Source organism: Patescibacteria group bacterium, from assembly GCA_028717685.1.
Taxonomy (GTDB): domain Bacteria; phylum Patescibacteriota; class JAQUNI01; order JAQUNI01; family JAQUNI01; genus JAQUNI01.
Genome location: JAQUNI010000001.1, coordinates 509,598 through 535,366 on the forward strand (window position 1 = coordinate 509,598; position 25,769 = coordinate 535,366).

The 25,769-nt window shown below is 41.0% G+C and carries 25 protein-coding genes and 1 tRNA gene; 12 read left to right on the forward strand and 14 right to left on the reverse strand.

The window, feature by feature from the left end; all coding sequences use genetic code 11:
* The first annotated feature begins 32 nt into the window (after positions 1–32).
* The 6 genes from PHW01_02585 (at position 33) to PHW01_02610 (ending at position 2,654) form a co-directional block, all read left to right on the forward strand.
* Positions 33–566 (forward strand): pilin, encoded by a 534-nt coding sequence (locus PHW01_02585; GenBank protein MDD5626865.1) that lies wholly within the window; start codon positions 33–35, stop codon positions 564–566.
* Between the two features lie 59 nt (positions 567–625).
* On the forward strand, positions 626–1,033 hold the full coding sequence (locus PHW01_02590) for a pilin (protein MDD5626866.1): 408 nt from the start codon (positions 626–628) through the stop codon (positions 1,031–1,033).
* 47 nt (positions 1,034–1,080) lie between these two features.
* Positions 1,081–1,506, forward strand: a complete 426-nt coding sequence (locus PHW01_02595; GenBank protein ID MDD5626867.1) for a pilin — start codon at positions 1,081–1,083, stop codon at positions 1,504–1,506.
* Positions 1,507–1,629: 123 nt separating this feature from the next.
* Positions 1,630–2,094: a pilin gene (locus PHW01_02600; protein ID MDD5626868.1), complete on the forward strand. Its 465-nt coding sequence runs from the start codon at positions 1,630–1,632 to the stop codon at positions 2,092–2,094.
* A gap of 32 nt (positions 2,095–2,126) precedes the next feature.
* Entirely contained in the window at positions 2,127–2,423 is a 297-nt protein-coding gene (locus tag PHW01_02605; GenBank protein MDD5626869.1) for a hypothetical protein, read from the forward strand.
* Positions 2,424–2,570: 147 nt separating this feature from the next.
* Positions 2,571–2,654: transfer RNA gene (locus PHW01_02610), tRNA-Leu, on the forward strand.
* A gap of 162 nt (positions 2,655–2,816) precedes the next feature.
* On the opposite strand, the gene PHW01_02615 is transcribed toward PHW01_02610, so the two are convergent.
* From PHW01_02615 to rpmH, 11 genes are all read right to left on the reverse strand, one after another.
* Positions 2,817–4,064, reverse strand: coding sequence for an O-antigen ligase family protein (locus PHW01_02615; GenBank protein ID MDD5626870.1), 1,248 nt, complete (start codon positions 4,062–4,064; stop codon positions 2,817–2,819).
* A gap of 97 nt (positions 4,065–4,161) precedes the next feature.
* Positions 4,162–5,562 carry an O-antigen ligase family protein gene (locus tag PHW01_02620; GenBank protein MDD5626871.1) on the reverse strand — a complete coding sequence of 467 codons (1,401 nt, stop codon included), beginning with the start codon at positions 5,560–5,562 and terminating at the stop codon, positions 4,162–4,164.
* A gap of 134 nt (positions 5,563–5,696) precedes the next feature.
* Positions 5,697–6,782 (reverse strand): glycosyltransferase family 1 protein, encoded by a 1,086-nt coding sequence (locus PHW01_02625; protein MDD5626872.1) that lies wholly within the window; start codon positions 6,780–6,782, stop codon positions 5,697–5,699.
* A gap of 273 nt (positions 6,783–7,055) precedes the next feature.
* Positions 7,056–7,964 (reverse strand): glycosyltransferase, encoded by a 909-nt coding sequence (locus PHW01_02630; GenBank protein ID MDD5626873.1) that lies wholly within the window; start codon positions 7,962–7,964, stop codon positions 7,056–7,058.
* Entirely contained in the window at positions 7,964–9,382 is a 1,419-nt protein-coding gene (locus tag PHW01_02635) for a flippase (GenBank protein ID MDD5626874.1), read from the reverse strand. The genes PHW01_02630 and PHW01_02635 overlap by 1 nt, the downstream gene beginning before the upstream one ends.
* Before the next feature lie 162 nt (positions 9,383–9,544).
* Positions 9,545–10,084, reverse strand: a complete 540-nt coding sequence (locus PHW01_02640; protein MDD5626875.1) for a hypothetical protein — start codon at positions 10,082–10,084, stop codon at positions 9,545–9,547.
* Positions 10,085–10,254: 170 nt separating this feature from the next.
* Positions 10,255–10,767, reverse strand: coding sequence for a KH domain-containing protein (locus PHW01_02645; GenBank protein ID MDD5626876.1), 513 nt, complete (start codon positions 10,765–10,767; stop codon positions 10,255–10,257).
* 146 nt (positions 10,768–10,913) lie between these two features.
* The gene (locus PHW01_02650; GenBank protein ID MDD5626877.1) at positions 10,914–11,663 is read right to left on the reverse strand and encodes a YidC/Oxa1 family membrane protein insertase; all 750 of its coding nucleotides are present in this window, start codon (positions 11,661–11,663) and stop codon (positions 10,914–10,916) included.
* Positions 11,664–11,696: 33 nt separating this feature from the next.
* Positions 11,697–11,930 carry a membrane protein insertion efficiency factor YidD gene (yidD, locus tag PHW01_02655; protein ID MDD5626878.1) on the reverse strand — a complete coding sequence of 78 codons (234 nt, stop codon included), beginning with the start codon at positions 11,928–11,930 and terminating at the stop codon, positions 11,697–11,699.
* Between the two features lie 55 nt (positions 11,931–11,985).
* Positions 11,986–12,330 (reverse strand): ribonuclease P protein component, encoded by a 345-nt coding sequence (rnpA, locus tag PHW01_02660; GenBank protein ID MDD5626879.1) that lies wholly within the window; start codon positions 12,328–12,330, stop codon positions 11,986–11,988.
* An 11-nt stretch (positions 12,331–12,341) separates the two neighbouring features.
* Positions 12,342–12,476, reverse strand: coding sequence for a 50S ribosomal protein L34 (gene rpmH / locus PHW01_02665; protein ID MDD5626880.1), 135 nt, complete (start codon positions 12,474–12,476; stop codon positions 12,342–12,344).
* A 605-nt stretch (positions 12,477–13,081) separates the two neighbouring features.
* Here rpmH and dnaA point away from each other — a divergent pair.
* From dnaA to PHW01_02685, 4 genes are all read left to right on the forward strand, one after another.
* Positions 13,082–14,506 carry a chromosomal replication initiator protein DnaA gene (dnaA, locus tag PHW01_02670; GenBank protein MDD5626881.1) on the forward strand — a complete coding sequence of 475 codons (1,425 nt, stop codon included), beginning with the start codon at positions 13,082–13,084 and terminating at the stop codon, positions 14,504–14,506.
* A gap of 486 nt (positions 14,507–14,992) precedes the next feature.
* Positions 14,993–16,132: a DNA polymerase III subunit beta gene (gene dnaN / locus PHW01_02675; GenBank protein MDD5626882.1), complete on the forward strand. Its 1,140-nt coding sequence runs from the start codon at positions 14,993–14,995 to the stop codon at positions 16,130–16,132.
* A 74-nt stretch (positions 16,133–16,206) separates the two neighbouring features.
* Positions 16,207–17,352 (forward strand): DNA replication/repair protein RecF, encoded by a 1,146-nt coding sequence (gene recF / locus PHW01_02680; protein MDD5626883.1) that lies wholly within the window; start codon positions 16,207–16,209, stop codon positions 17,350–17,352.
* Between the two features lie 82 nt (positions 17,353–17,434).
* On the forward strand, positions 17,435–17,737 hold the full coding sequence (locus PHW01_02685) for a DUF721 domain-containing protein (protein ID MDD5626884.1): 303 nt from the start codon (positions 17,435–17,437) through the stop codon (positions 17,735–17,737).
* Positions 17,738–17,842: 105 nt separating this feature from the next.
* Here the strand turns inward: PHW01_02685 and PHW01_02690 are convergent, their stop codons facing one another.
* Positions 17,843–20,722 (reverse strand): PBP1A family penicillin-binding protein, encoded by a 2,880-nt coding sequence (locus PHW01_02690; GenBank protein MDD5626885.1) that lies wholly within the window; start codon positions 20,720–20,722, stop codon positions 17,843–17,845.
* Between the two features lie 140 nt (positions 20,723–20,862).
* Between PHW01_02690 and PHW01_02695 the strand changes: the two genes are divergently transcribed.
* Positions 20,863–21,093 carry a NifU family protein gene (locus PHW01_02695; GenBank protein ID MDD5626886.1) on the forward strand — a complete coding sequence of 77 codons (231 nt, stop codon included), beginning with the start codon at positions 20,863–20,865 and terminating at the stop codon, positions 21,091–21,093.
* A gap of 174 nt (positions 21,094–21,267) precedes the next feature.
* Entirely contained in the window at positions 21,268–22,473 is a 1,206-nt protein-coding gene (gene tyrS / locus PHW01_02700; protein MDD5626887.1) for a tyrosine--tRNA ligase, read from the forward strand.
* A gap of 99 nt (positions 22,474–22,572) precedes the next feature.
* Here tyrS and PHW01_02705 read toward each other — a convergent pair whose 3' ends face one another.
* Together PHW01_02705 and PHW01_02710 are read right to left on the reverse strand one after the other, a co-directional pair.
* Positions 22,573–23,457, reverse strand: coding sequence for an ROK family protein (locus PHW01_02705; GenBank protein ID MDD5626888.1), 885 nt, complete (start codon positions 23,455–23,457; stop codon positions 22,573–22,575).
* A gap of 4 nt (positions 23,458–23,461) precedes the next feature.
* Complete coding sequence (locus PHW01_02710) at positions 23,462–25,690, reverse strand: glycosyltransferase (protein ID MDD5626889.1); 2,229 nt, start codon at positions 25,688–25,690, stop codon at positions 23,462–23,464.
* Positions 25,691–25,769 lie beyond the last annotated feature (79 nt).

Genomic DNA, 25,769 nt, shown 5'->3' on the forward strand with positions numbered 1-25,769 from the left:
AAAACACAAGATCAAAATCAAATAAAAAACCAATGAAAAAATCCAAATATCCGCAAATTTTCTGCTTGAGCATCTTCCTGCTCCTCTTTGGTTTTTCTGTTTTCACCGCAACGGCGCAAGATGAACCTACTGGATTACAACGCCCTGACGCCGCGGCGGCTGGACTGCCCGCGGGTGACTTCAAGGCTTTGATTAACGGCATTGTAAAATGGGTGCTTTGGATCGCAGCGCCAGCTTGTTTAGTCGCTCTTGTTTACGGCGGGATGCGTTATGCCTTTGCCGGAGGAAGTGAAGAGAAGGCTGAAAATGCGAAGAAGATAATGAAATACGCAGTCATTGGCGTCGCGATCATCATCGCGGCTTACGCTATTGTCGGCTTAATCACCGCGCTTATTTCCGGCGAAGTGCCGGCAACGCCAGAAGTCAACGGAAGTAATGCCACTCCGAAACGATTTGCTGGCGGTTGCCCAAGTCTGGGACAAGGGGCTCGCTGTGTCAATGCTGACAATGTACAAAGTCTATGTAATTGTGAGACCACTGATCCTAATAGCTGTTACTGTCCTTGATAACATTTTTATATTTCTCCACAAAATAAAATCAATAAAATTGAAGGGAGGTGAAATAAATGAAGTTAAATTACAAAAAAATTGTTCCCATACTAAGTCTTTTCACTATAATTAGTTTGTTTGGTCTTTATAGTTTCACAGCAATAGCAGCAGATCCAACAGACACATGGAAAGAACAAAAGATCCCCGTAACAGGCCCAGAAATGTCCACTGACGCGCCCAAGAATATGGTTACCATAGCCCTGAACTGGTTCTATATCATTGCCGCCGTTCTTTGTGTGGCTGTTATTATTTGGGCAGGAATTACCTATGCGACCGCAGGTGGCGACGAGGAAAAGGTGGGGAAAGCAAAAAATCGTCTTATTTACGGCATCATTGGGGTAGCCTTGATTATCGGCGCTTACGCGATTACCCAACTGATTAAAAGTGCGATGTCTGGTACAGCACCAGCAGCGCCAACATTGTAATAACCAAGACAAATAACTAAATATAATCAAAAAAGGAGGTGAGAACAATGTACAAACGCAAACTGAAAAATCTGTTAATGTTATGCATTATTGCCTTAGTTTTAACAGGCCCGAGTTTGGTTTCCATAGCCCAAGCAGCAGACACAGAGGGTACTATCCCCACTCAAATCCCTTCTGCTGGCTTTCAAGCAAAACCTAGCGATGCAGAAGTACAGGCAGCCCCTGGTAAACTACTGACCACAGGACTAAGTTGGTTCTATGCTATTGCCGCAATACTTTGTGTGGCTGTTATTATTTGGGCAGGAATTACCTATGCGACCGCAGGTGGCGACGAGGAAAAGGTGGGGAAAGCAAAAAATCGTCTTATTTACGGCATCATTGGGGTAGCCTTGATTATCGGCGCTTACGCGATTACCCAACTGATTAAGAGTGCGATGTCTGGCAACGCACCAACAGCACCGACATTGCAGTAAAAAGAACTAAAATAAACAAAAACAGACTATCCGTTAACGGGTCTGTTTTTGTTTTGCGCAGTTTAGAAATTTCAATTATAATAAAGGCAAGGTAATAATTCTACCCAAATAAAAAACAAAATTATGTCTAAAATTATCAAAAGCGCATTTTTTCTAATTCTCCTAACCGCGCCTTTGTTCTTTGCTCAAGGCGCCGGAGAAGAACCTGAATATTATTGCACCAAAAAACAAGACAATGGCGAATTGAAAAAATGCACCTCCAATGCGCAATGCGTGGGTTTGGGCACCTGCGTCAAAGTGTATCATGGCGGTTTTCAGCCAGCATACAATCCCGATACCCCTAAAGCATGGATTACAGCAGGTTTAAACTGGTTCTTAGCCCTCGCCGCGATTCTCTGTGTTGCCGTTTTGGTTTGGGCTGGTATTACTTATGCCACAGCCGGCGGAGATGAAGACAAAGTAGAAAAAGCCAAGAAGAGAATGATTTATGGAGTAATTGGGGTTGCTTTTATTATTGGCGCTTTTGCAATTACCCAGCTCATCAAAACTGGCCTAGAAGGGAATCTGCCTACTAGCCCCGCTTTGTAATAACAAAACTGGCAATAAAAATATCAAAACTTATGTTGGAATTGCCCTCCATTGATACCTACAACCTTTCCGCCCAAGTCTCCCGATTTGCCAATGAGAGCTTGATTACTTACCTTATTGGTCTCCCGATTATCTTTGGCATTTTGCTTTTGATTTACGGCATTTTTAAATTTGTATTTGCCGGTTCTTGCAAGCCGGATAAGGACGATGCGAGAAGATTGCTTTGGGTTTCTATAATCATCATTATCGTAGCAATCTTGGCTTACGCGATTTATTTTTGGATCTACGGCGCCGCGAACTCCGCTACTTTGCCTAATGCCGTAGAATAGCATTCCCTATGGTAGAGACGTTGCAATGCAACGTCTCTACTTTTTTTATCTTTGACAAAAAAGAGGAAATCATTGACAATGTAGAAAGAAACGCTACTCCCACCCCCTCCACCTCCCCCTCTGGCAGGGGGAGAGGAACTCTTTTTTGCTCCCGTGGCGGAATTGGCATACGCGTAGCGCTTAGAACGCTATCCCTGAAAAGGGTTGCAGGTTCAAATCCTGCCGGGAGCACACTTTTACGGTGTAATAGTTAAAAGTTCAAGGTGCAAAATTCAAAGTTGCAGTTTAAAGTTCAAAATTGAAAAACTTACAACTTTGAATTCAACTTTTCACTTTGAACTTTGAACTATTAACTAAGTTGCAGATCCTTCCCCCGGCACAAAAACACCTCCGTCATTGCTTCGCCCCTGCGGTGGTCACGATGACGACAGCGACTATTATCCAAAACAGCACCGACAAATCATTTTTAAAATAAGGCGTGTCCACAAGACCGTGCACCAGCAACGCTATCATTGCCGCTAAGGCGTATTCCACTATGGGATCATCTTTCTTTTGCCAGCCTTGTTTGAAGAAGATAATAATGAGCCAGATAAAACTTGCTAAACCCAAAATACCCATCTCAATCCATAGAGCGAGATACAGATTGTGCGGTTTGACTACCAACCATTCCAAAGGCGGAAAAGCAACTCGCGGCACATATTCGCGGTAGGAGGCTTCAAAATTCCCCAATCCCACACCCCAAAAAGGGTGTTCTTTTATAATAAGAAGCGAAGTCTGCCAAATTTCCGCGCGAGTAGAAGAGGAGGTGCGAGTGCTAAAATCCAAAAGCCGTCCGAATTTGGGCGACTCGGATTCGCTAATGCTTACCAAAATTACAAGCAGGGCAAAAATCAAGAGATATTTTAATCTTTTTATCGGGATTTTAATTCTAGACCAAAGGAAAACGAGAGCGCCGAACAATCCCAGCCAACCGCCATAAGATTTAGTGAAATAGAGAGCGAGAAGAACTGCAATAAATAATAGGTAATAGGTAATCAGTAAAAATTTGGAGCGCACTTTTTTCCAAAAAGTGAAAGATAGAACCAAAATAGGTGCCACATACATCGCGACATAATTTGCCGGAACAAAAAACGAGTTCAACCGACCATCCGAATCAAGACCTACCCGAAAAATATACTCGTAAAGCCCATAAATCGCAATGTAAGAAGCGGAAAGAAATAATGTGAGAACAACTGCCTTAATCTCTTTTTTTCTTCTTACAAGATCTAAAAATAGAATTAAGACCAAAAGGGGATTAAGAAACCAACCCTTTAAAACCCCCAAACTCAATCTTTTATCCGGGGAAATGACGGTCGCGAGAATTGCTGCCCCGAAAAACAAAGCTAGGGGGATAAAAAAAGGACGGATGACGCGATAAACTCGCCTTATTTTTTTAATTAAATTTTTAGAAAAAATCGCTTTGAACAGCCAAACTAGAAAAACAAAATAAATGGATAGTTCTAAAAAAGTGGTAGGAATGAAAAAAATCTCTCTCCGGATTAAATAAGTAGGAAGCAGAAACAAAATCAAATACAAACCCCAGCGGGTTTTAAATAAAGATATTATTAGGATAAATAGCAGAAAGAGTGTGAAGTATAGCATAAATTTTGGAATTAGGAATAATGAATTGGGAATAAGGAATAGCATCATATCTATTTTTTCACTCCTGATTCCTGCTTCCGAATTCCAAATTCATTCCTTATTTATCATTGACGCATGAAACTGATGTAAATTCTTGACTCTTTCCTTTGTCAGGACTTTTAGTCCTTATCACCAACGCCAGAAATATCCAAATCACTTCCATAAAATGCGGATACAAAAGACTATTGGTAAATTGGGAGTGAACGAGCATTCCGGACAACGCGCCAAGCATTCCTAAGCCCAAAGCCGCGGCGACTTTATTATCGCTCTTCTCGCGCCACGCTTTGAAACTTACCCAAAACATAGCGCCCAAAAGCCATAAATAAGCTAAAAAACCAAAGATCCCAGTCGTTACCAAAATGGTCAAAAAAGAGGAATCGCTGCCAAAATCGGAATGGCTCGCTTCGGATCCAATCTTACCATATTCCGATTGGACATATTTAAAGGTGTTAAAACCCACGCCCAAAAAAAGATGGTCACGGGCGATCTCCCAAGTCGCGAGCCAAGAAGCAATCCTCGCTTGCGCGGTCACGTCAATCTCGGTTGCCCCGGCTAATCTTGTTTGCAAACGATCCGAAACCCCAACTAAAATTAAAAGAGCCGCGAGACCTCCTAACAGCAGCTTTTTGGACTTTAAAATGCCTAAAACCAAGAGCGTCGCCAAAAAAGCCAAAAAGGCGCTGCGTGAATAAGTAAGAATCAGGGCGCCAAACAAAACCAATCCTAAAATCGCCAAGAATAATCTGTATTTGCGATTTTGGGAGTACAAGAAAAAGCTTAAGACAAAACTCAAAATAAAAACAAAAAAACCGCCCATAAAATTCGGGTCAAACCAAGTGGAGAGCAGGCGCTTGATATGGGGATCCCACCCCGCTTTTGCCGCCATAGCGGAAAAATCAGGGACAAAAATATATTGCAAAAAGCCCAAAATAGCCAAAATAAAGGAACAAACGAAAATCCAGGCGATATATTTTTTAATCTCTTTCGCGCCCTTCGCCACATCCAAGACGATATAAAACAACAAAGCATATTCCAAAAACCGCAGGTAGTAAAAACTGGAAACTAAAGCCTCTCCCCAAGCAAGATTACGTATGCCCCAAATTAAAGAAATTAAAGCTATACCCAAGAAAATAAAGAGAGGCGCGTTGAGGGGCGTGGATTGAATTTTGAAATCGCGCTTGACCAATTTTCCAAAAATCCAGCAAAGAATCATTACCGGAATAATCATATCGTTGGGCAGAAAAAAACTCTCCGTGCTAGGCAAAGGAATGCGCACTAATTGACCTAAAACTAAAGAAAAAATCACCAAGACTAAACCGAATTTGAAATCCAGGAAAATTAAAAAGCCCAAAAGCAAACCGAGGCAGGCTAAAAAGCCCAAAAGGGGATTGTAAGCCAACAGGAAAGAAACGACTCCAACGCATAAAAGAATGGCTATAACTTTAGCAGGTTTAAACATGAAAAATGTCTAATTATCCTAAATAACAATAGTTAACTTTCAAATTTTTATAACTTATAACTTGAAACGTGTAACCCAAGACTTGAGTTACACGTTATAGGTTACAAGTTTAATGTACGAGGTCAATTAGGAATTTATATCCGTTCTAATATTTTTAGAATCTCCCTTGCTGTTTGCTCCCAACTAAACTTTTTTACTCTCTCCCGCCCTAATCTAGCTAATCTAACCCTTAATTCCTGATTGGTCAATATCCGCTCCAGCGCCTCGGCAATCTCCGCTACATTTCTGGGATTAACCAATAAAGCCGCTCCTCCTGCCACTTCAGGCAGAGAAGAAAGGTTGCTTGTGATTACAGGAGCGCCGCAAGCCATTGCTTCCAAAGGAGGCAAACCAAAACCTTCATATAAAGAAGGAAAGACAAAAACAGCGGCTAAATGGTAAAGGGCAATGAGGTCTTTTCTCTCAATATAGCCCAAAAAATGCACATACCGCTCAAGATTTAATTGCCGGACCCTCTGGAAAATTCCCTCATAGTACCAACCCTTTTTACCCGCGATTACTAAGCCATATTCTTCTTTTAAGGGGAATCTCTGGTAAGCCTCTAATAAACGAATGAGATTTTTTCTGGGCTCCAAGGTGCCCGCGAAAAGAATAAATTCTGAAGGCAAATTATATTTCTGTCTCACTTCCGCCAAAAAAGAAGGGGATTTTTGTTGATATTGATCCGCGGCTAAATAAACCACATTTATTTTAGAAGAGGGAAGGGAAAACAATCTTCGCAGGTCTCTTTTGGTAGCATTAGAAATCGCAATTACCCTCTCACTCTTGGCAAGCGCTCTTTTTAAGAAACATCTCTCCAAAAAAACCGCCTTGGGATTATGCTTTTGAGGGAACAAAAAGGTAACTAAATCAGGAGTAAACACAACCGAGTTTTTAACCCCTAAAGCGGGAAGAATGTAACTAACTAGCGCTAAATAAACATCGGGTTTTAAAATCAATTCTAGATCCAGCCAAACAAAAAGGTGCCATAGAATGCCCGGCAATCGCACTCTTCTTATCTTGAAATTGGCGCCAAAGCGGCAAGGAAATTTTTCTCTGGAATATAAAAAATATTGATTCCGAGAATCAATTTTCGCTAAATGCTTAATTATTTGATAACTATATTCTCCCTTACCCGTCCGCGCGCCCGCAATCGCACGGGCATCTATGGCGATACGCATACTGTGAAAAATTAGTAAACCTTAAATTACTAAATGCATCGTCTGTTAGCGAGGGATGTTCCCTCCCCTTACCAAGGGGAGACGGGGAGGGGTCTAATTTATATCTAGATGTTTATAGCTAGATGACCATTCTCCCTCCCCCTCCATCTCCCCCTCGGGCAGGGGGAGTGTAATCAGGCTTCTCGCTAATGGACAGAATAAATTTCGTAATTTAAGGGTAGTAAACGGTAAAAATTACTAATTAACTAATTACTAGTTACTGATTACCAATTACTAACTATCATTTACCCTTTTATAACGCGCAAAACCTTTAAACTTTCCTCGCACCCGCTGCCAATACTCCCGCTCGATAAGAGCAAGCAGACTATAAATGAAAATCTGCCAAGCCTGATAAGAGAAAAAGGCGATAAAGGTAAAAATATTTTGAAAAGCAATATTTTTTAAACCGAAATAAACCTCATTAGCTCTTAAGTTCTTCATTGCTTCAAGGGGAGCAAGGCGCCCCCCTGGGGAATAGGAATGAACAACAAAAGCCTGACCATTGTAAAAGACTTTCCCCCCTCTATGCTTAATACGAAGGCATAAATCCGGCTCTTCCAGATTGGGACCGGGCAAAAAGTTTTTCTCAAACCCTCCCACCTCTTGAAAATAAGAGTTTCGCACTGCAAGGTTGCCAGCGCCGCCCCAATCGCAAAATCCTTGGGTAGCAAGGGAGAGACGCGCGTCCACGCGACCATTAAAATAAATCGTGCCGCCTGCTCTTTTACGACATAACAAATAAAACGGATAAAAAGGCAAATTTAAAATTATATCAGAAAATGCGCCCTGTTTGCTTTGCAAACGTTTCTCCACAATTCTACCCGCAACAACCACTATCTCTCTATTCTTGAAAGGTTTCGCGATCTCCGCGAGCCAATGAGGAGAGGGGGCACAGTCGTCATCTAAAAAAGCTAATACTTCCCCCCGAGCTATCCTCGCTCCCGCGTTTTTAGCCCTTCCAGGACCAATACTACCGCGGGTCGCAATCACTTTAACTCCTTGAAACTTATTTGGCGCCCCGGTGCGACTGTCATTAACAACAATAATCTCCTTAGGCTTCAAGGTCTGCTTTTTTAAACCCTCTAAGCACAGATTAAGTTCGCGCGCCCTGCCGCAAGTAGGAATAATAACCGAGATTTGCATTATTTTTTAATACTCAAAGATTCTTTGAGGATATCTTTAGGCAAGCCGCCAAGCAGATACAGCACCGCCAGATAGAGCGTTGCGCCGCAGACAAACCTGACTACAAAATTCCAAGAGGGAAACAGGATGAAAAACAAAAAAAGCACCGCGCCTGCTACTATGCTTCGCCCTAAAATTCCTTTTCTCCAGGGTAAATGATATGATTTTCTGATAATATAAAAACTCCAAATCAAAATTAAAAGTTCCACTAAAACCGTAGTCACCGCCGCCCCGATGTAAGAAAAAGAGGGGATTAGGATTAAATCCAGAAAGACTGCAAAAATAGCGCCTGTTAAATATCCCCAAATCATCTTCTTTTGCTGATCCAACGCCACAATAAGGTGAGACGGCAAAGCGGCAAGAAAAATAATCCCAACGGCAATACTTAAAATCTGAAGCACTCTTATGGAAGGATCAAAGTCAGGACCAGAGATAATATGGATCATTTGAGGCGCGAAGAAAAAGATACAGATGGCAAGGGGCACCGTGCCCACAATCAAAAAATCAAAGCTTTTCTGGAAAATGCGCTGGAAACGCGCGGGGTCGCTGTCCCGATGCAAAGAAAACTGCGGCAAAACCAAACTGCAAAACAGAATCGGAAAGGCGATCAAAAGCTCCAAAATTTTGTAAGCCGCGCCGTAAATTCCCACATCCGCCTCGGGTTTCAAAAGGGATAGAATAATCGTGTCGAACTTAAAATAAATCAAGTTAAAAACCATGGAAAGAGCGAGAGGCCAAGAACGGTGAAAAATATATTTCCAAACCTTGGAATCAGCCTCAAAGCGGATTTTAGCATAGGGCAGGGTAAATAAATAAACCAAAAGCGACTGTACAAGATTGCCCCAAGCCACCGCCCAGACAATACTCAATAACCCCTTTGCTTTCCAAACTGACCACAAAACCAGCCCCAGAGTCAGGAGACGCCCTAAAATCTCCGCCAAAACCAGCTTTGAAGTTTTTAATTCACGAAAAAACAAACCGTCAAAAACATGGCGGAAAGAAAGGAGGAAAAAAGCAAAACAATCTACGGCGATGGCTTGCTTCACAAGCGCGGGGTAAGGCATTAAGAAACCCACCAAAGCTCCTAAACCTAAAATAGCCGCCGAAGTAAATATTCTCAAAGAGAAGGCGTTGGATAAAAACTTATTTAAGTTTAAATTTTTCTTGCCAATTTCATTGGTAACAACCAAAGAAATACCCATACCGGCAATGGTGGAAAAAAAGCCAGAAAAAGCCATTACGGTCGTATATTGGCCAAATCCCGCCCTGCCAAGGTAGCGCGCTGTTGCTGCGATTACTCCAAAACCAATAAAAGCCGAGAGCACCCTGCCCACGGATTGCACCAAAGTATTGTAAGCGATTTTGCGTGTTAGAGACATATTGGGAAAAACTCTTCTAGTTGACGTAACGTCCAAATATTACTATATTCTAGCCAAAAAAACAATAGGACAGGATAATTAAGGCATACTAAAAAGACCCCCTACGGAGCCAAAAGAATAGTCTGCCCTACACGATGCGATAATTTCATCATCTATGTTAAATTATCCTTCCGCTGCCGCCGCTCCGGCAGGCAAAACCTCTCTCTTTTTCTGCCAAATTTTAAAACCTTTCTTTATCGGCAGTACGTTATCCCGCACGATTACTGCCTCTTTTTTCAGAGCGACTACCTGATCCTTATGAATGATGAGCTGTCCTTTAAGCATATTGGCAAGCAAACCTGTTTTAACATAATATTTGACCACTTGACCGTCAAGATCATCAAACTCAAAATCCCTGATTTCGCCCAGAATATCGCCGCTCTCCGTCACGGCTTGATTTTTTAAGATTGCGAATTTCTCCCGGTCTAACGCTGAAACATGAGCATCTTTCTCAATCGGCGCGATGGAATTGGGAAAAGCCGCAATTTTATTATCCGCGATATTTTTAATATTAGAGAACAAGATATAACTCTCTTTATTGATCTTGAAAGCATATATTCTTCCTGTTTCCCTGACAATAAAAAAGCCCTTAACTATTCCTTCAAAGGGTCCCGCAGAGTCTTCAATCTTTCGGTTCAAAATTTTTTGGGCGGATAAAAGCATAGTGAAAAAATTAACCTAATTATTCTAATTAACCTAATTGACCTAAATAAATCAGGAATACCCAAATCCCAATGAACAAAATTAATTATCAAGTAAGAATTATTGGGTGATTCAAGATTTGTTCATTGTTTAGAATAATTAGAGCAATTAGAATAATTAGAAATTTTCATTTACTCTTCTTTCGGCTTGATTATCACGCGCCTTTCTTCCAGTTCGCCTTCGCTTTCCGTGACTACCTCATCGCTATCCGCCAAGAAAAGATGAATAATTCTGCGCTCATAAGCAGGCATTGCTTCCAAAATAAGGGGCTTTTTAGTTTTAGCCACTCGCTCCGCGGAATCCTGGGCTAATTTTTGAAGGTAAACCATCCGATTCTCCCTATATTTATTCACATCTAAGATGAAATTGACAATTTGATTAACCTTGCGCCTCACCGCCAATCTCAATAAGTGCTGCAACGCGTTTAAATTAGAACCTCGCTGTCCGATTAAAAGATTGGGGTTCTCTTTATTCTCAATATTAACCCAGATTATATCCTCGTTGTCCTGATCCACAATTTTCGCCCTCACTTTGCCGGAGAGGGACATCTTTTCCAGCAACCCCTCTGTAAGCCCGCAAATCACTTCAATAATTTCGGAGTTATTCACTTTCGAATGAGAACTTTCTAATACTTCTTTTTGCATATTTTTGGCGTTAATCTTGATAAATCCCGCAAAATTTTAATTCGCTCTATAGACCTTTTGTAAGACAACCTTTTCTGCTGCAATTAGCGGATTGCATAACGAAAAATTATCTCGCAAAAGGTCTTATTTAAAAAGCAAGAAATATCTTAAGAAACAGGGAATGATTCTTTGTCTTTATCTGAATCCTTTCTCATCACCAACCACTGTTGGGCAATGGAAAACAAAGTCGTCGCTACCCAATAAAGGGAAAGACCCGCGGGAAAACTTAAGGCAATAAAAATAGTTAAGACGGGCATAATATAAACCATCTGGTTGGTCATATTGGCGGCAATAGCGCTAAAATCATTACCGCTCGCCCGCGGCGCGGGCTTCTTTTTTTTCATCAGCATCCTGGACTGCCAGAATTGGGTCACGCCTGCCAAAATCGCCAAATAAACGTTCCTTGCTCCTAAATCTAAAAAATTTAAAAAGTAGGGATCTAACTTACCCGGATTATGGACAAAAGAGTATAAGAGCTTAAGCACCTCCGGATTATTGAGACCATCCCTTAAAACTTGATAAATCGCAATTAGGAATGGAAATTGAATCAAAATGGGCAGGCAAGAAGAAAGGGGATTAATTTTATTCTTGCGGTAAAATTCCATAGTCGCCCGACTCATTCCTTCCTTGTCGTTTTGATACTGCTTCTTGATTTTCTCAAGCTCCGGCTGTAAATCCTGCAAGGCTTTTTGCGATTTAACGGATTTCGCGGACAAAGGATAAAGGATGAATCTCAAAACAATGGTCAGGACAATAATCGCGATGCCCAAATCATGGCCTGGAATAATATTATAAAAAAATACCAGCAGATTGAAAAGGGGTTGATAGAGAAGAGTACGAAACAAATCGCCGAGCATAATTTGGAATTATAAATTATGAATAGATAAGAGTTATCGCACAGGGTCGTAACCACCCTTGCTCCATGGATGACAACGGATAACCCTTTTCAGAGCAAGCCACGACCCGCGCAAAACGCCGAATCTTTGAATAGATTCGTGACCATATTCAGAACAAGTAGGGGTAAAACGGCAAAAGCCATAAGGATGGCGAAAGGCTGGAAAACCATGATCCGGAGAGAGGGTGATTTGATATAAGCGAATGAGCTTTAGAAGAAGAAAACGCATAAATTTCATTGTTCTATTGTTTCATTGCTTCATTGTTAAAGCAATAGTTTGGCTTTTAAGCCTGAAAAGTCCGGCTCTTGCAGAGTAAATTTTTTATATCTTCTTGAATTTTCTGGAAGTTTTTGCCAACTATAGCTGGCTGCGCAATGATGACCACATCATATCCACCCTGTAAGTGATTTAAAAAAAACTTAACCGCCTCGCTCATTCTTCTCTTAATTAAATTGCGGCCGGTTGCTTTTTTAATCAATTTTTTAGAAATCACAAAGCCAAATCTCGCCACACCCCGATCATTTCTGACTATTTTAGCGATGAATAATTCAGATCTTAAACCCCAACCTTGCCTGAAAACATAATTAAAGTCTTTTTTATCCGTCAAACGATGTTCTTTAGGCAACATACGATTTATCTCTATTTGCTCAATCTTTTTCTGCCCTTACGGCGTCTGCGAGCCAATAAATTGCGGCCGGCGCCAGTTTGCATTCTTTTCCGAAACCCATGGACTCTCTTTCTTCTTTTTCTTTTAGGCTGATAAGTTCTTTTCATAAGAAAAAATAAATCCAGCGCATTTCGGCGGGGCGTTAATTGCCTAATCACCGAAAAGATCGCAGCTTTCTGACGCCACCGAACAGACAGCGGAGCATTCAAAAAGGTGCTGGATAAAAAATATTAATTATTAAATCCTCTTTCAAAAGTGTAACTGATATTACCCCCAAAGTCAAACTAATGTATTTTAACTTATTCAGCTAACTTTATCCCGCCAGAGAAAGCCCCGACGAAGTCGGTAGTGGAAAAAATATAGACGCTGACCCTGTTAGAAATAAATTTCTAACAGGGTCTAATGGGGTTTACTAATTCACTCTAATTTATTGCTTCCCCAAATATTCCACAGTTTATGCACACTTTATTAACATTCTAACATAACCCTGCTTGATAACGAGATGATTTTTTCAGATTAATGCCAACACAAACCCATTTTTCAATGATTAATCTTTCTGTTATCAAGATTTTCAATTTACTTGTGGATAAATATATTGTATTATTATATAATTAGAGTCTTAGGGGGGTTGCGCGTCTTTCACAAATAGAGCCCTTCGCGAAGGGCTCTATAAAGGATGTCGTTCGCGAACGACATCCTAAAATAAAAACATATGGATAATCAACAAATTTGGCAGAATGTTCTCGGCGAATTAGAACTCTCCATCAGTAAAGCAAATTTTACTACATGGTTTACCAATACCGCCCTTGTTTCTTACAAGGATCGCCAAGCGCTCATCAGCGTCCCTAACCTCTTTACCAAAGAATGGCTGGAAAATAAATATCAAAAACCAATCTTGCACGCCCTAATAAACGCCGTTGGCGAACGCATTGAAGGAGTGAAATATGAAGTGAGGAGCCTCAAGGCACAAAACCCGCCCTTGCGGGAAAAGATGTCTCCAACAAAAGAGACATTTTTGGAAGATTTTAGTCCCGATGGATTTTCAGTACAAAAGGATCTTCCAGATAATGAGAATGGGGCATCTGCTCCTTTCAAACAAAACAGCGCCGCCCAGACCACAAATCTAAATCCCCGTTATACTTTTAATAACTTTATTGTCGGATCAAATAACGAATTGGCCCGTGCCGCCTGTCATGCCGTCGCCTGCAACCCTGGCGAGACTTACAACCCTTTATTTATTTACGGCGGCGTGGGTTTAGGGAAAACTCACCTTCTCCAAGCAGTGGGCAACGAAATCACGAAAAAATTCCACGACAAAAAAATAAAATATATTGCCAGTGAAAGATTTACCAATGAACTCGTGCGGTCCATTGAAAAACACGATGTGGACTATTTTAAAGAACGATACCGCAATATTGATGTGATGATTATAGATGACATTCAATTTATTGCCGGCAAAGAAAAAACCCAAGAGGAGTTCTTCCATATCTTCAATGCCCTCTATGGAGAAAATAAACAAATTGTCATTTCCTCTGACCGTTCACCCAAAGCCATCCCCGCCCTGGAGGAACGTCTCTCTTCACGCTTTGAAGGAGGGATGATCGCCGATATCACCCCGCCAGACTTGGAAACCCGCATTGCCATTCTTAGAAATAAAGCTGAGAAAATGGGAATCACACCCTGTGATGAAGTATTAAATTACATTGCCATCAACGTTCAACGCAATGTGCGCGAATTGGAAGGGGCACTAAACCGAATTATTGCCCACTATCAGCTCCATCATCTGGAACTAACCCTGGAAAACGCGCAAAAAATTCTTAAAAATGTGATTAATACCCCAAGGTCCCATCTTATTTCAGCCAAAGAGATTATTGATTCGGTCATTCAATTTTACAACCTCGACGTTAAAGACTTATTAAGCGAATCCAGAAGAAAAGAGATCTCTTATCCGCGGCAGATATTAATGTATCTTTTAAGATCCGAGGCTAAAATTTCCTACCCTTCCATCGGGCAAGAATTGGGAGGACGCGATCATACTACCGTGATCCATGCTTATAAAAAAATTAACGGGGAACTTGCTGAAAACGAAGAGTTGCGCCAAGAGATTGAGCTTATTAAACAAAGACTTTATAATTGACATTTCGCAAGAAGCAAATTTTAGAAATATCTGTACTTTATAAGCAGGCCTGCCGAAATTTTACAAAATGAAATCCAAGCTGATAAGTCTGGCTTCGCCAGACTCCAGCCCGAATGATCTTGGCGACCAGACAATTCAGATATTAAGGAAACATTCAGTCTATTCAAAGTCAGAAAACCTGAATAACTAAATGATAAAATGGGGATAACATATTGAATAAGAGGTGTAAAGAGTGGTGAAAAACTAACCATTTATCCACAATTTTATTTACACAGAAAACCAACTACTACCTTTTTGCAATATTCATCCACATATTATTCTTTCGCTGTTCGCTATTTATCCTCCGCCCGAAAAATGTCTTTCTACTGAACTGTTAGCTTATTTTCAAAAGAGTGTTACTTGCGGTTTGAATGTTATCAACAATATAATAATAACAATAATAATTAATTAAATATTATTAAATATTATTGTTATTAAATTTAATTCATGAAAATACTTTGCACACAGGAAAATTTAAATAAGGGGCTAACCGCAGTTAGTAAGCTGGCAATCCCCAATATTAATCTGCCGATTTTGAGCAATATTCTTCTGGAAACTAAAAATGGTCGTTTAAGATTGGCAAGCACTAATTTGGAAACGGGGATTAACTATTTTGTGCGGGGAAAGGTGGTGTCGCAAGGCAGTATTACTGTTGCCTCCTCTTTAATTACTAATTATATTAATTCACTCCCCGTGAATAAAGTAACTTTAAAGGTGGAAAATGATAATTTAAATATAAAAACCGCGTCCGATAAAGCGGTAATGCGCGGTTTGCCAGCCTCGGATTTCCCTTTCCAGTATGCTTTAGTTAGTAAAATGAAAAAGGGGATAATGTTTTCCGTTAAAGAAAGGGATTTGCGATTCGGCCTTCTGGAGGTTAGTTTCGCGACGACGCAAGACGAGCTCCGTCCGGAAATTGCGGGTGTCTTTTTTAATTTTGGGAAGCAGGATTTGACCTTGGTGGCAACCGACAGTTATCGTTTGGCAGAGAAATGTATAAAGTTTGAGCAGATGAATAAAGAAGCCGCGAAGGCTATTATTCCCTTGAAGGCGATTCAGGAGCTCGTTCATATTTTGGAAGACAGCGAAGAGATAGTGAAAATCTTTTTTGTGGAGAACCAGGTCCTTTTCCAATTTAGAGAAATTGATTTTACCGCCCGTTTGGTTGAAGGTCAGTATCCTGATTACAAACAAATCATTCCTCAAAGGTTGCTCTGCAAAGCGAAGGTGAAGACGCGCGATTTCGCCCAGGCAGTAAGGCGAGCGAGTTTTTTTACCGCCCGGGAAACCAATGATATCAGAGTTAAGCTGGACCCTAAAAGTAACGAGATTTTGATTTCAGCGGAGAGCGCTGGAATAGGCACTAATGAGTCTAGGGTAGAAGCCGAGGTGCGGGGCGAGCCTCAGGAGATTGTTTATAATCATCGTTACTTTTTAGAGGGTTTAAATAATTTGCCTTCCGAAGAAACCATTTTTGAGACTAATGGGCCTGATGAGCCTGGAATTTTGAGGCCTGTTGATCCCGACGGCATGCCTGCCGGGCAGGCAGGTTCTTTTCTTTATCTAATTATGCCTATTCGGAATTGAATTCCGGAAATTAAGAAGCAGGAATTCCCGCAAGATCAGTGTTCCTGATTCCTGATTATTTCTGATTCTATTTTATGCGCCTGAACCATCTAAAGTTAGTTAATTTTCGCAATTATGACAGTTTAGACATAGGGACAAAAAAGAGGGTGATTATTTTAGTTGGCGACAACGCACAGGGCAAGACTAATTTTTTGGAGGCGGTTTACCTTTTGGCAATTACTAAATCTTTTCGTTTGAGAAGCGACGCGGATTTGGTTGGCGAGAAAGATGATTTTGTTCGGATTGAAGCAGAGGTTGTAAGTCAAAACCGAGATTCTAAAATAGAGGTTGTTCTTAAAAAACAGGAGAATCGGGGTAATATTCAGAAAATAATTAAGCTTAATGGTCAGATGGCGCCTGTGCGCGCGATTTTGGGCGCTTTTTCGGCAGTTTTATTTTGTCCGGAGGATATCAATTTAATTAAAGCGGTGCCTGGCGCCCGCCGCCGTTTTTTAGATATCGTGGCCTGTAAAGTAAATTCTACCTATTGCGAGACATTGATGGGATACAATAAAATTCTGAAGAATCGCAATCAAGTTTTGTTGCGGATCAACAGAGGAATTGGAAATCATGAAGAGCTGATTTTTTGGAATAATGAACTTACGCAAAAAGGAAGTTTCATTATTAAATTCCGCCAGAATATGGCGCAAAGGCTGGCCTCTTTAACTAAGATTTATTACAACAAAATTGCCAAAAGAGTTGAGACCGCATCGCTGCCAGAGTTGAGTCTGCATTATCTGCCCTCATTTCATATTCCGCCTAAACTAGACGAGGAGGCAATTAGTTTGAGATTCCGTGGCGAACTTTTAAAGAGGGAGGAGGTGGAAATCGCGCGTCAGCAGACTTTATCCGGTCCGCATCGGGATGATTTCACTTTTATTTTAGGTCGGAAGAATATTGTTTTCGGGGGTTCGCGGGGCGAATTTCGGAGCGCCATTTTGTCTCTTAAGCTGTCGGAATTGGATTTTTTAAAAGAAAATTTGGGGGAACGGCCAGTTTTGCTTCTAGATGATGTATTTTCTGAATTGGACCGGGAGCGGAAAAGAAGGATAGCGGCATTAGTGAAAAATCAACAGGTTTTTATCGCGACTACCGACCTCAAAGAAATCCCTCCTGAACTCAAGAAAGAAGCTTTAATCTTAAAAGTAGAAATGGGGCGGATAAAGACCGCAGTTATGTAACTTATAACTTGTAACTTGTAACGCAAGAACAATGTAACTTGAGTTATAAGTTATAAGTTATAGGTTACAAGTTATAAGAAATATGTTTATTCCTTTAAAATCTGTTTTGCCTCAGATTACCAACAGGGTGGGCATCAGTGTGGCAATAAAAGAAGACCAGATTCCATTGGCCTATAAAAAGGTTGTGGAAGAGATTCTTAATCAAAAAGCCGCGAGCGCTTCGCGGGTTTTATTTTTGCACCATAAAATTTTGACCATAGAGGTGCCTTCTTCAGCATGGGCTTGCCAATTGCAATTCTCCCAAGCGGAAATTGTGGAGCAACTCAACACATTATGCGGCAGAGAAGTAGTGGAGAGGATTATATTCAGGGTAACTGGTAATTAGTGTTTAAGTAATCAGTAATCGGTAACTAGTAATCAGTAATTTTTGCCATTTAACCACGCACCTGCCTTTCACTTTTTAAAAAAGGTGTGGGATAGTGCGGGGTTTTTATTTTATTTCCACAACCACCCTCGCGCTTTGAGTAGTTTCGTTTTCGTGGGAGACCAGAATGGTATAGATTTCGTACTGGCCGGGCAAGGGTTTTCTTTCCCAAATTAAATCATATTCCTCCCCGTCGGGCGTCGCGGGTTCAAAACTGGACCCGATAAGGAAAGCTCTTTTGTCCCGGGTGAGGTCGCGGGCGTAAAAATTAATTTTTCGGATGCCATTTGGATGTGAGGCAACTGCCTTCAATTTATAGGGAAAATTTTCGTCTTGCAAAGTAAGCTGTCCGGCGGGTTGGCTTATATAGATAATTTGTTCGTTTTTAAGATTAATGGTCACGGAATCCTGCGCGGTGTTCCCCATCTTGTCGTAAGCAATGACTTTAATGGTATGGAAACCGGGTTCATCATAACTTACATAATGTGTTTTAAAAGGGGGATTGCCGTTTTTAACATCAAAGAGTTTATTATCAAGATAGAATTCTACCTTGTCAAAGGTTAAAGGCGCTTCGCCATCGGCTTCAATGTTGATGTTGCTATCTTCAATTAAGTCATTGTCGGCTGGCGAGGTAATATTGATGGCGGGTTGATTTTTTTCTTCATGGTAATCGCAAGTTTCCGTGGGCACCTTTCCCGTCTCAATTTTTTCCCGCGCTATCCATTCTTGGATGGGTTTTTCCCAACGTTCATACATAGGATCGTTCTCGGGATGCTCTGGAACGGGACCGCGAGGATTATCCTTGTCCGCATAGTAAAGAATCGTATGAATCTCGCGGAATGTTTTTTCAACCACTTGTTCGGGGCGGCAACAGGTTTCATGCAGGATTTGATTATTTACTTCACAGACCCGCGCCGTGGTTTCATTATATTTGCCGTGCAATATCATTTTGTCCAGCTGATATTTCGTATAAGGGGTAAATTTTTCGGTAGAAGCGCCCTCTAGAGCCTTTTTCATAAAAGCCTGCCAGATGGGGGCGGCAACTTGAGAACCGTCAGCGCGGCGCATCTCACTATTGTCATTATTGCCCACCCAGACGCCCGCTGCTAACGATGGGGTGTAACCGACTGTCCAGGCATCGCGATAATCTTGGGTTGTGCCAGTCTTAGCGGCAACCGGTATTCCTCCTAAATTCAGATAATTATGGGTTCCAAAGATCATCGCGCGGGCATTATTATCAGAAAGAATACTGTTAATTTCTCTCGCAACTTGCTCGGGGATGACCCTTTTTCCTTCTCCTTGCTGCCATTCTTCCAAGATTTGGCCATCTTTATCTTCTATTTTCATAATTACCGTTTTTTCCTGACGGATGCCATCATTGGCAAAAACGCCGTAGGCAGGCACAAAATCGATTAATTTTACTTCACCGCCGCCTAAAACCAGAGAAAGTCCGAATCGCGACCGTTCCCCCAGGGTGGTGATGCCCATTTGATTAGCAAGGTCAATAGTTTCATCAATGCCCGCTAAGTAAAGCGTTTTTACTGCTGGGATATTAAGGGAATTAGCGAGTGCTGTGCGCATAGTGACTGATCCGTGTTCTTTACCATCGTAATTTTGAGGGATATATTCTTTGCCTCCCTGGAGGCCAAAGTTAGTGGTGAGATCGAAAAGCAAGGTATCAGGGGTGTAGCCCTTTTGAAAGGCGCGGGCATAAGCAAATGGTTTAAAAGAGGAACCTGGCTGGCGGGGTCGGAGCGTAACATTCACATTGCCGTCATTTTGGAGGTCAAAATAGTCGCGCGAACCGACCATTACTAAAATTTGTCCCGTCTTCGGGTCAGAAGCAAGCAGGGCGGCATTGCGGGCATTAAATTTTTGGGGATAATCACCGCTCATCTCGTAGACTAACTCTTCGGCTATTTTTTGTTTGTCATAATCCAAGGTCGTGTACACCTTCAAGCCTCCTCTTTCAATAAAGTCTTCGCCATATTTATCCGCGAGGATTTCTTTAATATATAATACAAAATGGGGGGCGATTATCCCTTCTCTGTTTTCCGCGTAGCTCAATTCTTCTTGTTTCGCGCTATTCGCTTCCTCGGGCGTGATATAACCCAAAGTAGCCATACGGTTTAAAATATATTCCCTACGGGCAGCCAAAGCCTCTGGGTGGGAGCCAAAAGGAGAGTAGTAAGTTGTGGCGCGGGGAAGAGAAGCGAGGGTGGCAGCTTCCCCCAAGGTTAATTCCGAGGCTTTTTTATTAAAGAAGGTTTGGCTTGCCGCTTCTATGCCGTAGGCATTAGAACCATAAGGAATTTCATTCAGATACATCTCTAAAATTTGATCTTTGGAGAACCGCCTTTCCAACTCCAGAGACAGGATTAACTCTTTGAATTTGCGGGAGAAGGTCCGTTCAGGGGTTAAAATAGAGTTCTTAATAAATTGTTGAGTAATAGTTGAGCCGCCTTGGCGTACGCCGCCGCCCTTCACATCAGACCAGGCTGCCCTTAAGATGGAGCGGAAATCAATGCCCCTATGGTTATAGAAATCGTCGTCTTCAGCGGTAAGGGTGGCTTTGATTAAATAATTAGAAATTTGAGCGAAGGGAACTATAGTGCGCTTTTCCTCGCCGTGGATTTCGTATAAAAGATGCTCGCCGGTGCGGTCATAGATTTTAGTGCTTTCCGTCATCTGGCGTTCTGCAAGTTTTTGGGGATCAGGCAGGTCTTTGGCAAAATAAGCAAAAACCGAGATAGCGCTGACAACTAAACCAAAAATTCCCAATAAAAATAAGGCGAGAATGATTTTCACTGTTTTTTTCAGCCGCTTTCTTTTTCTTGTTTTTAGTTCTTCGCGGGTAATTACTAAATCTCCCCGCTTGTAGCGCGCGTAACCCGTTTTTTTGCGCTTAGGCAAAGATTTTTGTTGCTTTTGCGGATTTTTTAACATAGATAGCTTAATTCTACGAGATTTTGGGAGAAGTGTCAAAAGGGAATCGGGAATCAGGAATCAGGAATTTGGAATTTGGGATTTTTTGACTGTTTTAAGGAAAAAAGTTATAATTAGAACATATTAATCAATTTTTTATTATGAATCAAGATAAATTAAAAGAGATAATTAATTCTATAAATGAAAGGCTCGCTTTGCATGGCGGTAGTGTGGATTTGGTAGATTTTGACGGGAAAAAAAAGATAGTGAAGCTAAGACTACAAGGCGCTTGTGGTCATTGTCCAATGGCGCAATTAACTAGCGAGAATTTTATTAAAAAAGAACTTTTAGCTAAGATGCCGGACTTGAAAGAGATCATGATGGTTGGGTAGTAATTTTTGATTTGTAATTTTTAACTAATTTTTATTGAATTAAAGAATTATTGGAAAATGAAATCATTCAAAATTAAGTAGTTAAAAATTAGTTAAAAAACAAAAATTAAAAATTTGCAATTCATCATAGGCTAAATAGGCTAATCCGCCCAAGAAGGCGGAAAATTAAGATTTATGTCTAGAGTTATTGTAGATAAGCAAAAAATAGATGAACTCTTAACCCGCGGCGTGGCAGAAGTAATAGATAAAGAAAATTTGGCGAAAAAACTTTTGGCTGGAAAAAAGTTAAGAGTAAAATTAGGGATTGACCCTACAAGTCCGAATATTCATTTGGGTCGCACGATTCCGCTTTTGAAATTGCGCGATTTTCAAGATTTAGGGCATCAGGTGGTTTTGATCATCGGCGATTTTACAGGTTTAATTGGAGATACAAGCGATAAAACTAGCGAAAGACCGATGTTATCCCATAGCGAGATTGAAAAAAATATGCAGACATATTTGGAGCAAGCGGGTAAAATTTTAGACACCAAGGCTTTTGAATTTCGCCATAACTCGGAATGGCTCAAAAAATTAAATTATTTAGAAATAGGGGAGCAGGCTGATCTTTTTTCGATTTCTGAATTTATTACTCGGGAAAATATCAAAAAAAGGCTTAATGAAGGGAAGCGCGTTTCTTTACGCGAAGTGCTTTATCCGTTGATGCAGGGTTATGATTCCGTGGCTATAAAAGCAGATGTAGAATTAGGCGGAACCGACCAGCGCTTTAATCTCTTAGCAGGCAGAAAATTGCAAGAGCATTTTAGCCAAAAACCGCAGGATATTTTAATGAATAATTTGATTGCGGGCTTAGATGGGCGCAAGATGAGTTCATCTTGGGGCAATGTAATTAATGTCGGGGATACGCCCGAAGAAATGTTTGGCAAAATAATGAGTATGGCTGATGATTTAATTATTCCTTATTTTATCCACTGCACGCGGACGCCTTCAGAAGAAGTTGAAGAAGCCCAAAAAGCGCTTAAAGAAGGCAAAAATCCCAAAGAAATTAAGGAAAAGTTGGCTTACGAGATTACTCGGATGTACTGGGGCGAGGACGGGGCTAAAAAAGGCAAGGATAACTTTGATCTTGTTTTTTGCCAGAATAAAATTCCGGAAGATATTCCCGAGGTTAGTTTTCAAGAAAAGGAACTGGATATTTTGGATTTATTAGTAAGGGCTAAACTCTGCAAAAGTAAAAGCGAGGCGCGGGATATGGTGGAGCAGGGAGCAGTGAAGATTGACCAAGAAATTATTCGCGATTGGAAGATAATAATTTCTGGGTTGAACAATAAAGTTGTTCAGGTGGGGAAGAGGAAATTTTGCCGCATCAAGAATAATAAATGAAACCTTAAAATATAAATTCTCTGATAAAATAATATAAAAATCCGCGATTTTTATTGCGGATTGATGTTTTTTAAGATTCAGTATTAAATTTTTTGATTTCTAACGATCTAACAGCGCCGCTCCGATCATTCCTGCTTCGCGGCCAAGCTTGGCTTTGACGATTTTTACGCATTCACCTAAACCTTTTAAGGTGAATTTTTTTGTATTGTGAATAGCAAGATCAGCAAAATTCGCAACTTCAGACAAGCCGCCGCCGAGGACAATTATTTCGGGCTCTAAGATATTGATAATATTGGCAAGGCCTACGGCTAAATAGTTGCTTGCTTGCCTAAATATGGATTGAGCTGGCTCCAGACCGCTTTTTGCTTCTTCTTCTATGGCATAGGCATCCCGCCTAAACCCGGTGCGGTTTTCATATTCCTGGATGATGGCTGTAGCCGAAGCATACGCCTCCAGGCATCCTTTTTGGCCACAGGAGCATTTTCGTCCGTTATAATCAATAATCATATGACCAAACTCTGTCGCGGACGTGCAGACGCCGTGGTAGAGTTTGCCGTCAATGACAAGACCCCCGCCGATACCTGTGCCCAAGGTGAGTCCGGCGGCTTTTTTCTTCCCATACGCAGCGCCGTAAGTAACCTCGGCTAAGATAAAGGCATTAGTATCATTATCCAAAAAGACCTGTACTTTAAATTCTTTTTGCAGAAGACGAGCAAAATCAATATGCTCCAGAGCCTTTAAATTAGGCGATAAAAGATTGATTTTTTGATTAATGTCAATAATGCCGGCTTGGGCAAGGCCGATTTTTTTTACTCCAGGGACAATAATTTTTTTAATATTTTCTTGGACAGCTTGAATCAATTCTTCTTCTTTATGGGGCGAAGAGATGGTTGTTTGCTTTAAAATTTTAAACCCCTCTTTGTTGATTTCAAGTAGACCGAAATTGGTTTTGGTGCCGCCTAGATCAATACCCACAGAAAGCATAATTTTATGTCCAAATTTGTTCTTTATTGTTTAGATATTTTTTTAGAGTGAGCCGCGCCAAAAGGTATGAAATTGTAGATTCCGCGCCTTGATTGAGATTGACTGAAGATTCTCTTAAACCATCGTGACAGCCGCCCGTGCTTTCGTCGTAAACCATCCGATTTAAAAGATTTTTGCCCAGAAACCAATAAAACGCGTTGATCGCTTGATTCAGATATTTTTTTTGTTTGGTAATCTTATAACATAGAGTAAGGGCTTGAACCATTTCCGCAGCCTCTTCGGGCTGTTGGTCAAAATACGCCCTTTTGCCGCTAAGCGTATACCAACCTCTTTGACCAATAGGAGAAAAGATTTCATTTTCAAAGGTAATAGAGCACAAAAAGTCCAAAGTTTTTTCCGCAACTTGCAAGTAATTTTGTTTTTTGGTCGCTAAATAGGCATAAAGCAAGGCTGCGGGCAGTTTCCCGTTGGAATATGAGACTTTGCGCTCAAACCATTGCCACGAAGGGTTAGAATTCTTGCGATAAAGCGCGACAAGAGAGTTGGCTTTACGCTGTATATATTTGATGTTTTGCAGAGATGGGGCGATTTTGTGGAATTTGCAGATTCCGATTAGGGCACAGGCAATAGCGCGGGAATATTTCAATTTTTTAGTTGGAGGGATTGCTTTTTGGAATAAGGCTTTGGCTTTGTTTCTAATCGTTTGGGGTAAAGATTTTGTCGCAGTAATCGTCCCTAAGGCCCAGACTGCGCGGCCGTGCGCGTCTTCAGACCAATGTTTTAGGTCAATCTCTTGATTATGATTGACGAAATTGAAAAATCTACCATCATTTTTTTGCACGTGTTGAATGAAATTTAAATATATTTTGAGCAAAGGGAGAACATTTTTTTTTCTAAAAAGCCTGTAATGATAGCAGAGAGCAATGAGGCCGCGCGCCACATCATCCGTTGAGTATCCTGAATTTGGATCTGGCGTCGCGTGTTGCGCGAATTGGATAATACCGAAATTATCACTTAACTTTTTAAAATGCTTTAGGCTCACTTGCGGCAGTTTTTTTAGAGACTTTTGCTCAAGGCTCGAATATTGCTGAAAGATTTTGGTATAGGAGAGAGCGACATTGGGCCAGGTCATCATTCGGCTGGAGGAATAAGCCTCTTTTTCTATTTTTGTTTTTAGATCGGGATTATTCAATATCTTAAGGATGGCTTTTGCAAAGGATTGGGGATTTTTAAAATCAACGAGAATGCCTTGGTTTTCATTTTGAATTACATCGCGCGCATGCAGGAAGGGGGTGGAGATGACAGCGCGACCGCAACCTAAAGCATAGGCTAAGGTGCCGCTTGTGATTTGATAGGGATTCAGATTAGAGGCAACATAGACATCGGTCGCTTGAAGATATTGGATAATCTCCTGCAGGGTTAAATATTTATTGTAGAATTTAACATTATGCTGCAGTTTTAATTTTTGCACATTTTTTTCCAGAGAATTCCTGTACTCTTCGCCTTTTAAACTTCTGACCACAGGATGGGTTTCACCAATAATTAAGTAAAGAAGATTGGGAAATTTTTCCACCACTTTAGGGAGGGCTGCGATAACATACTCATACCCTTTATCTTCACTGACTAACCCGAAGGAAGAAAGAACGATTCTGTCTTGATAACCAAGCTTGATTTTTGGCTTCAAATTCGGCACAAAGGGGACACTGGGAATTCCGTGCGGGATTATTTCAATAGCGGATTTTATATTATAATCATTCCTTAATATTTTTATCGCGCGAGGAGTCATCACGATAAGACAGCGGGCATAGCGCGCAATAGACTGAACAATATTTTTCAAATGGTCATCAGGATGGGGCAGCAGAGAATGAAGGGTAACCACTATGGGTTTTTGCAAGGTTTCTAGAAAAGGCACGAGGTAGCTTCCCCATTCGCCGCCGAAAATGCCGAACTCATGCTGAATGCATACTAATTTTACCTCTTTCAGGGAATTGATCTTTTTTGCAATGTCAATATACTCTTGAATATTGGATTCATTAATTTCAAAGATTACCTTCTTTTGATAATTATATATGTTTATTGCCCCTCTATTTAATGCCAGAACTTTTGTTTTTAAGCTTGGCATTTTGTTGGCAATGGCATTTGCCAAATCGTGCGTAAAAGTCGCAATACCGCATTCGCGTGGCGGAAATGTGCCTACATACAAAATCCAAGATGGCTCTTCTTTAGTAATCATAGACAGTATTTTATCACGAAGCGATGATCCAGTCAACTTACATTAATTTTTAAGGGACCCCGCTCTTCGAATCTGAAGG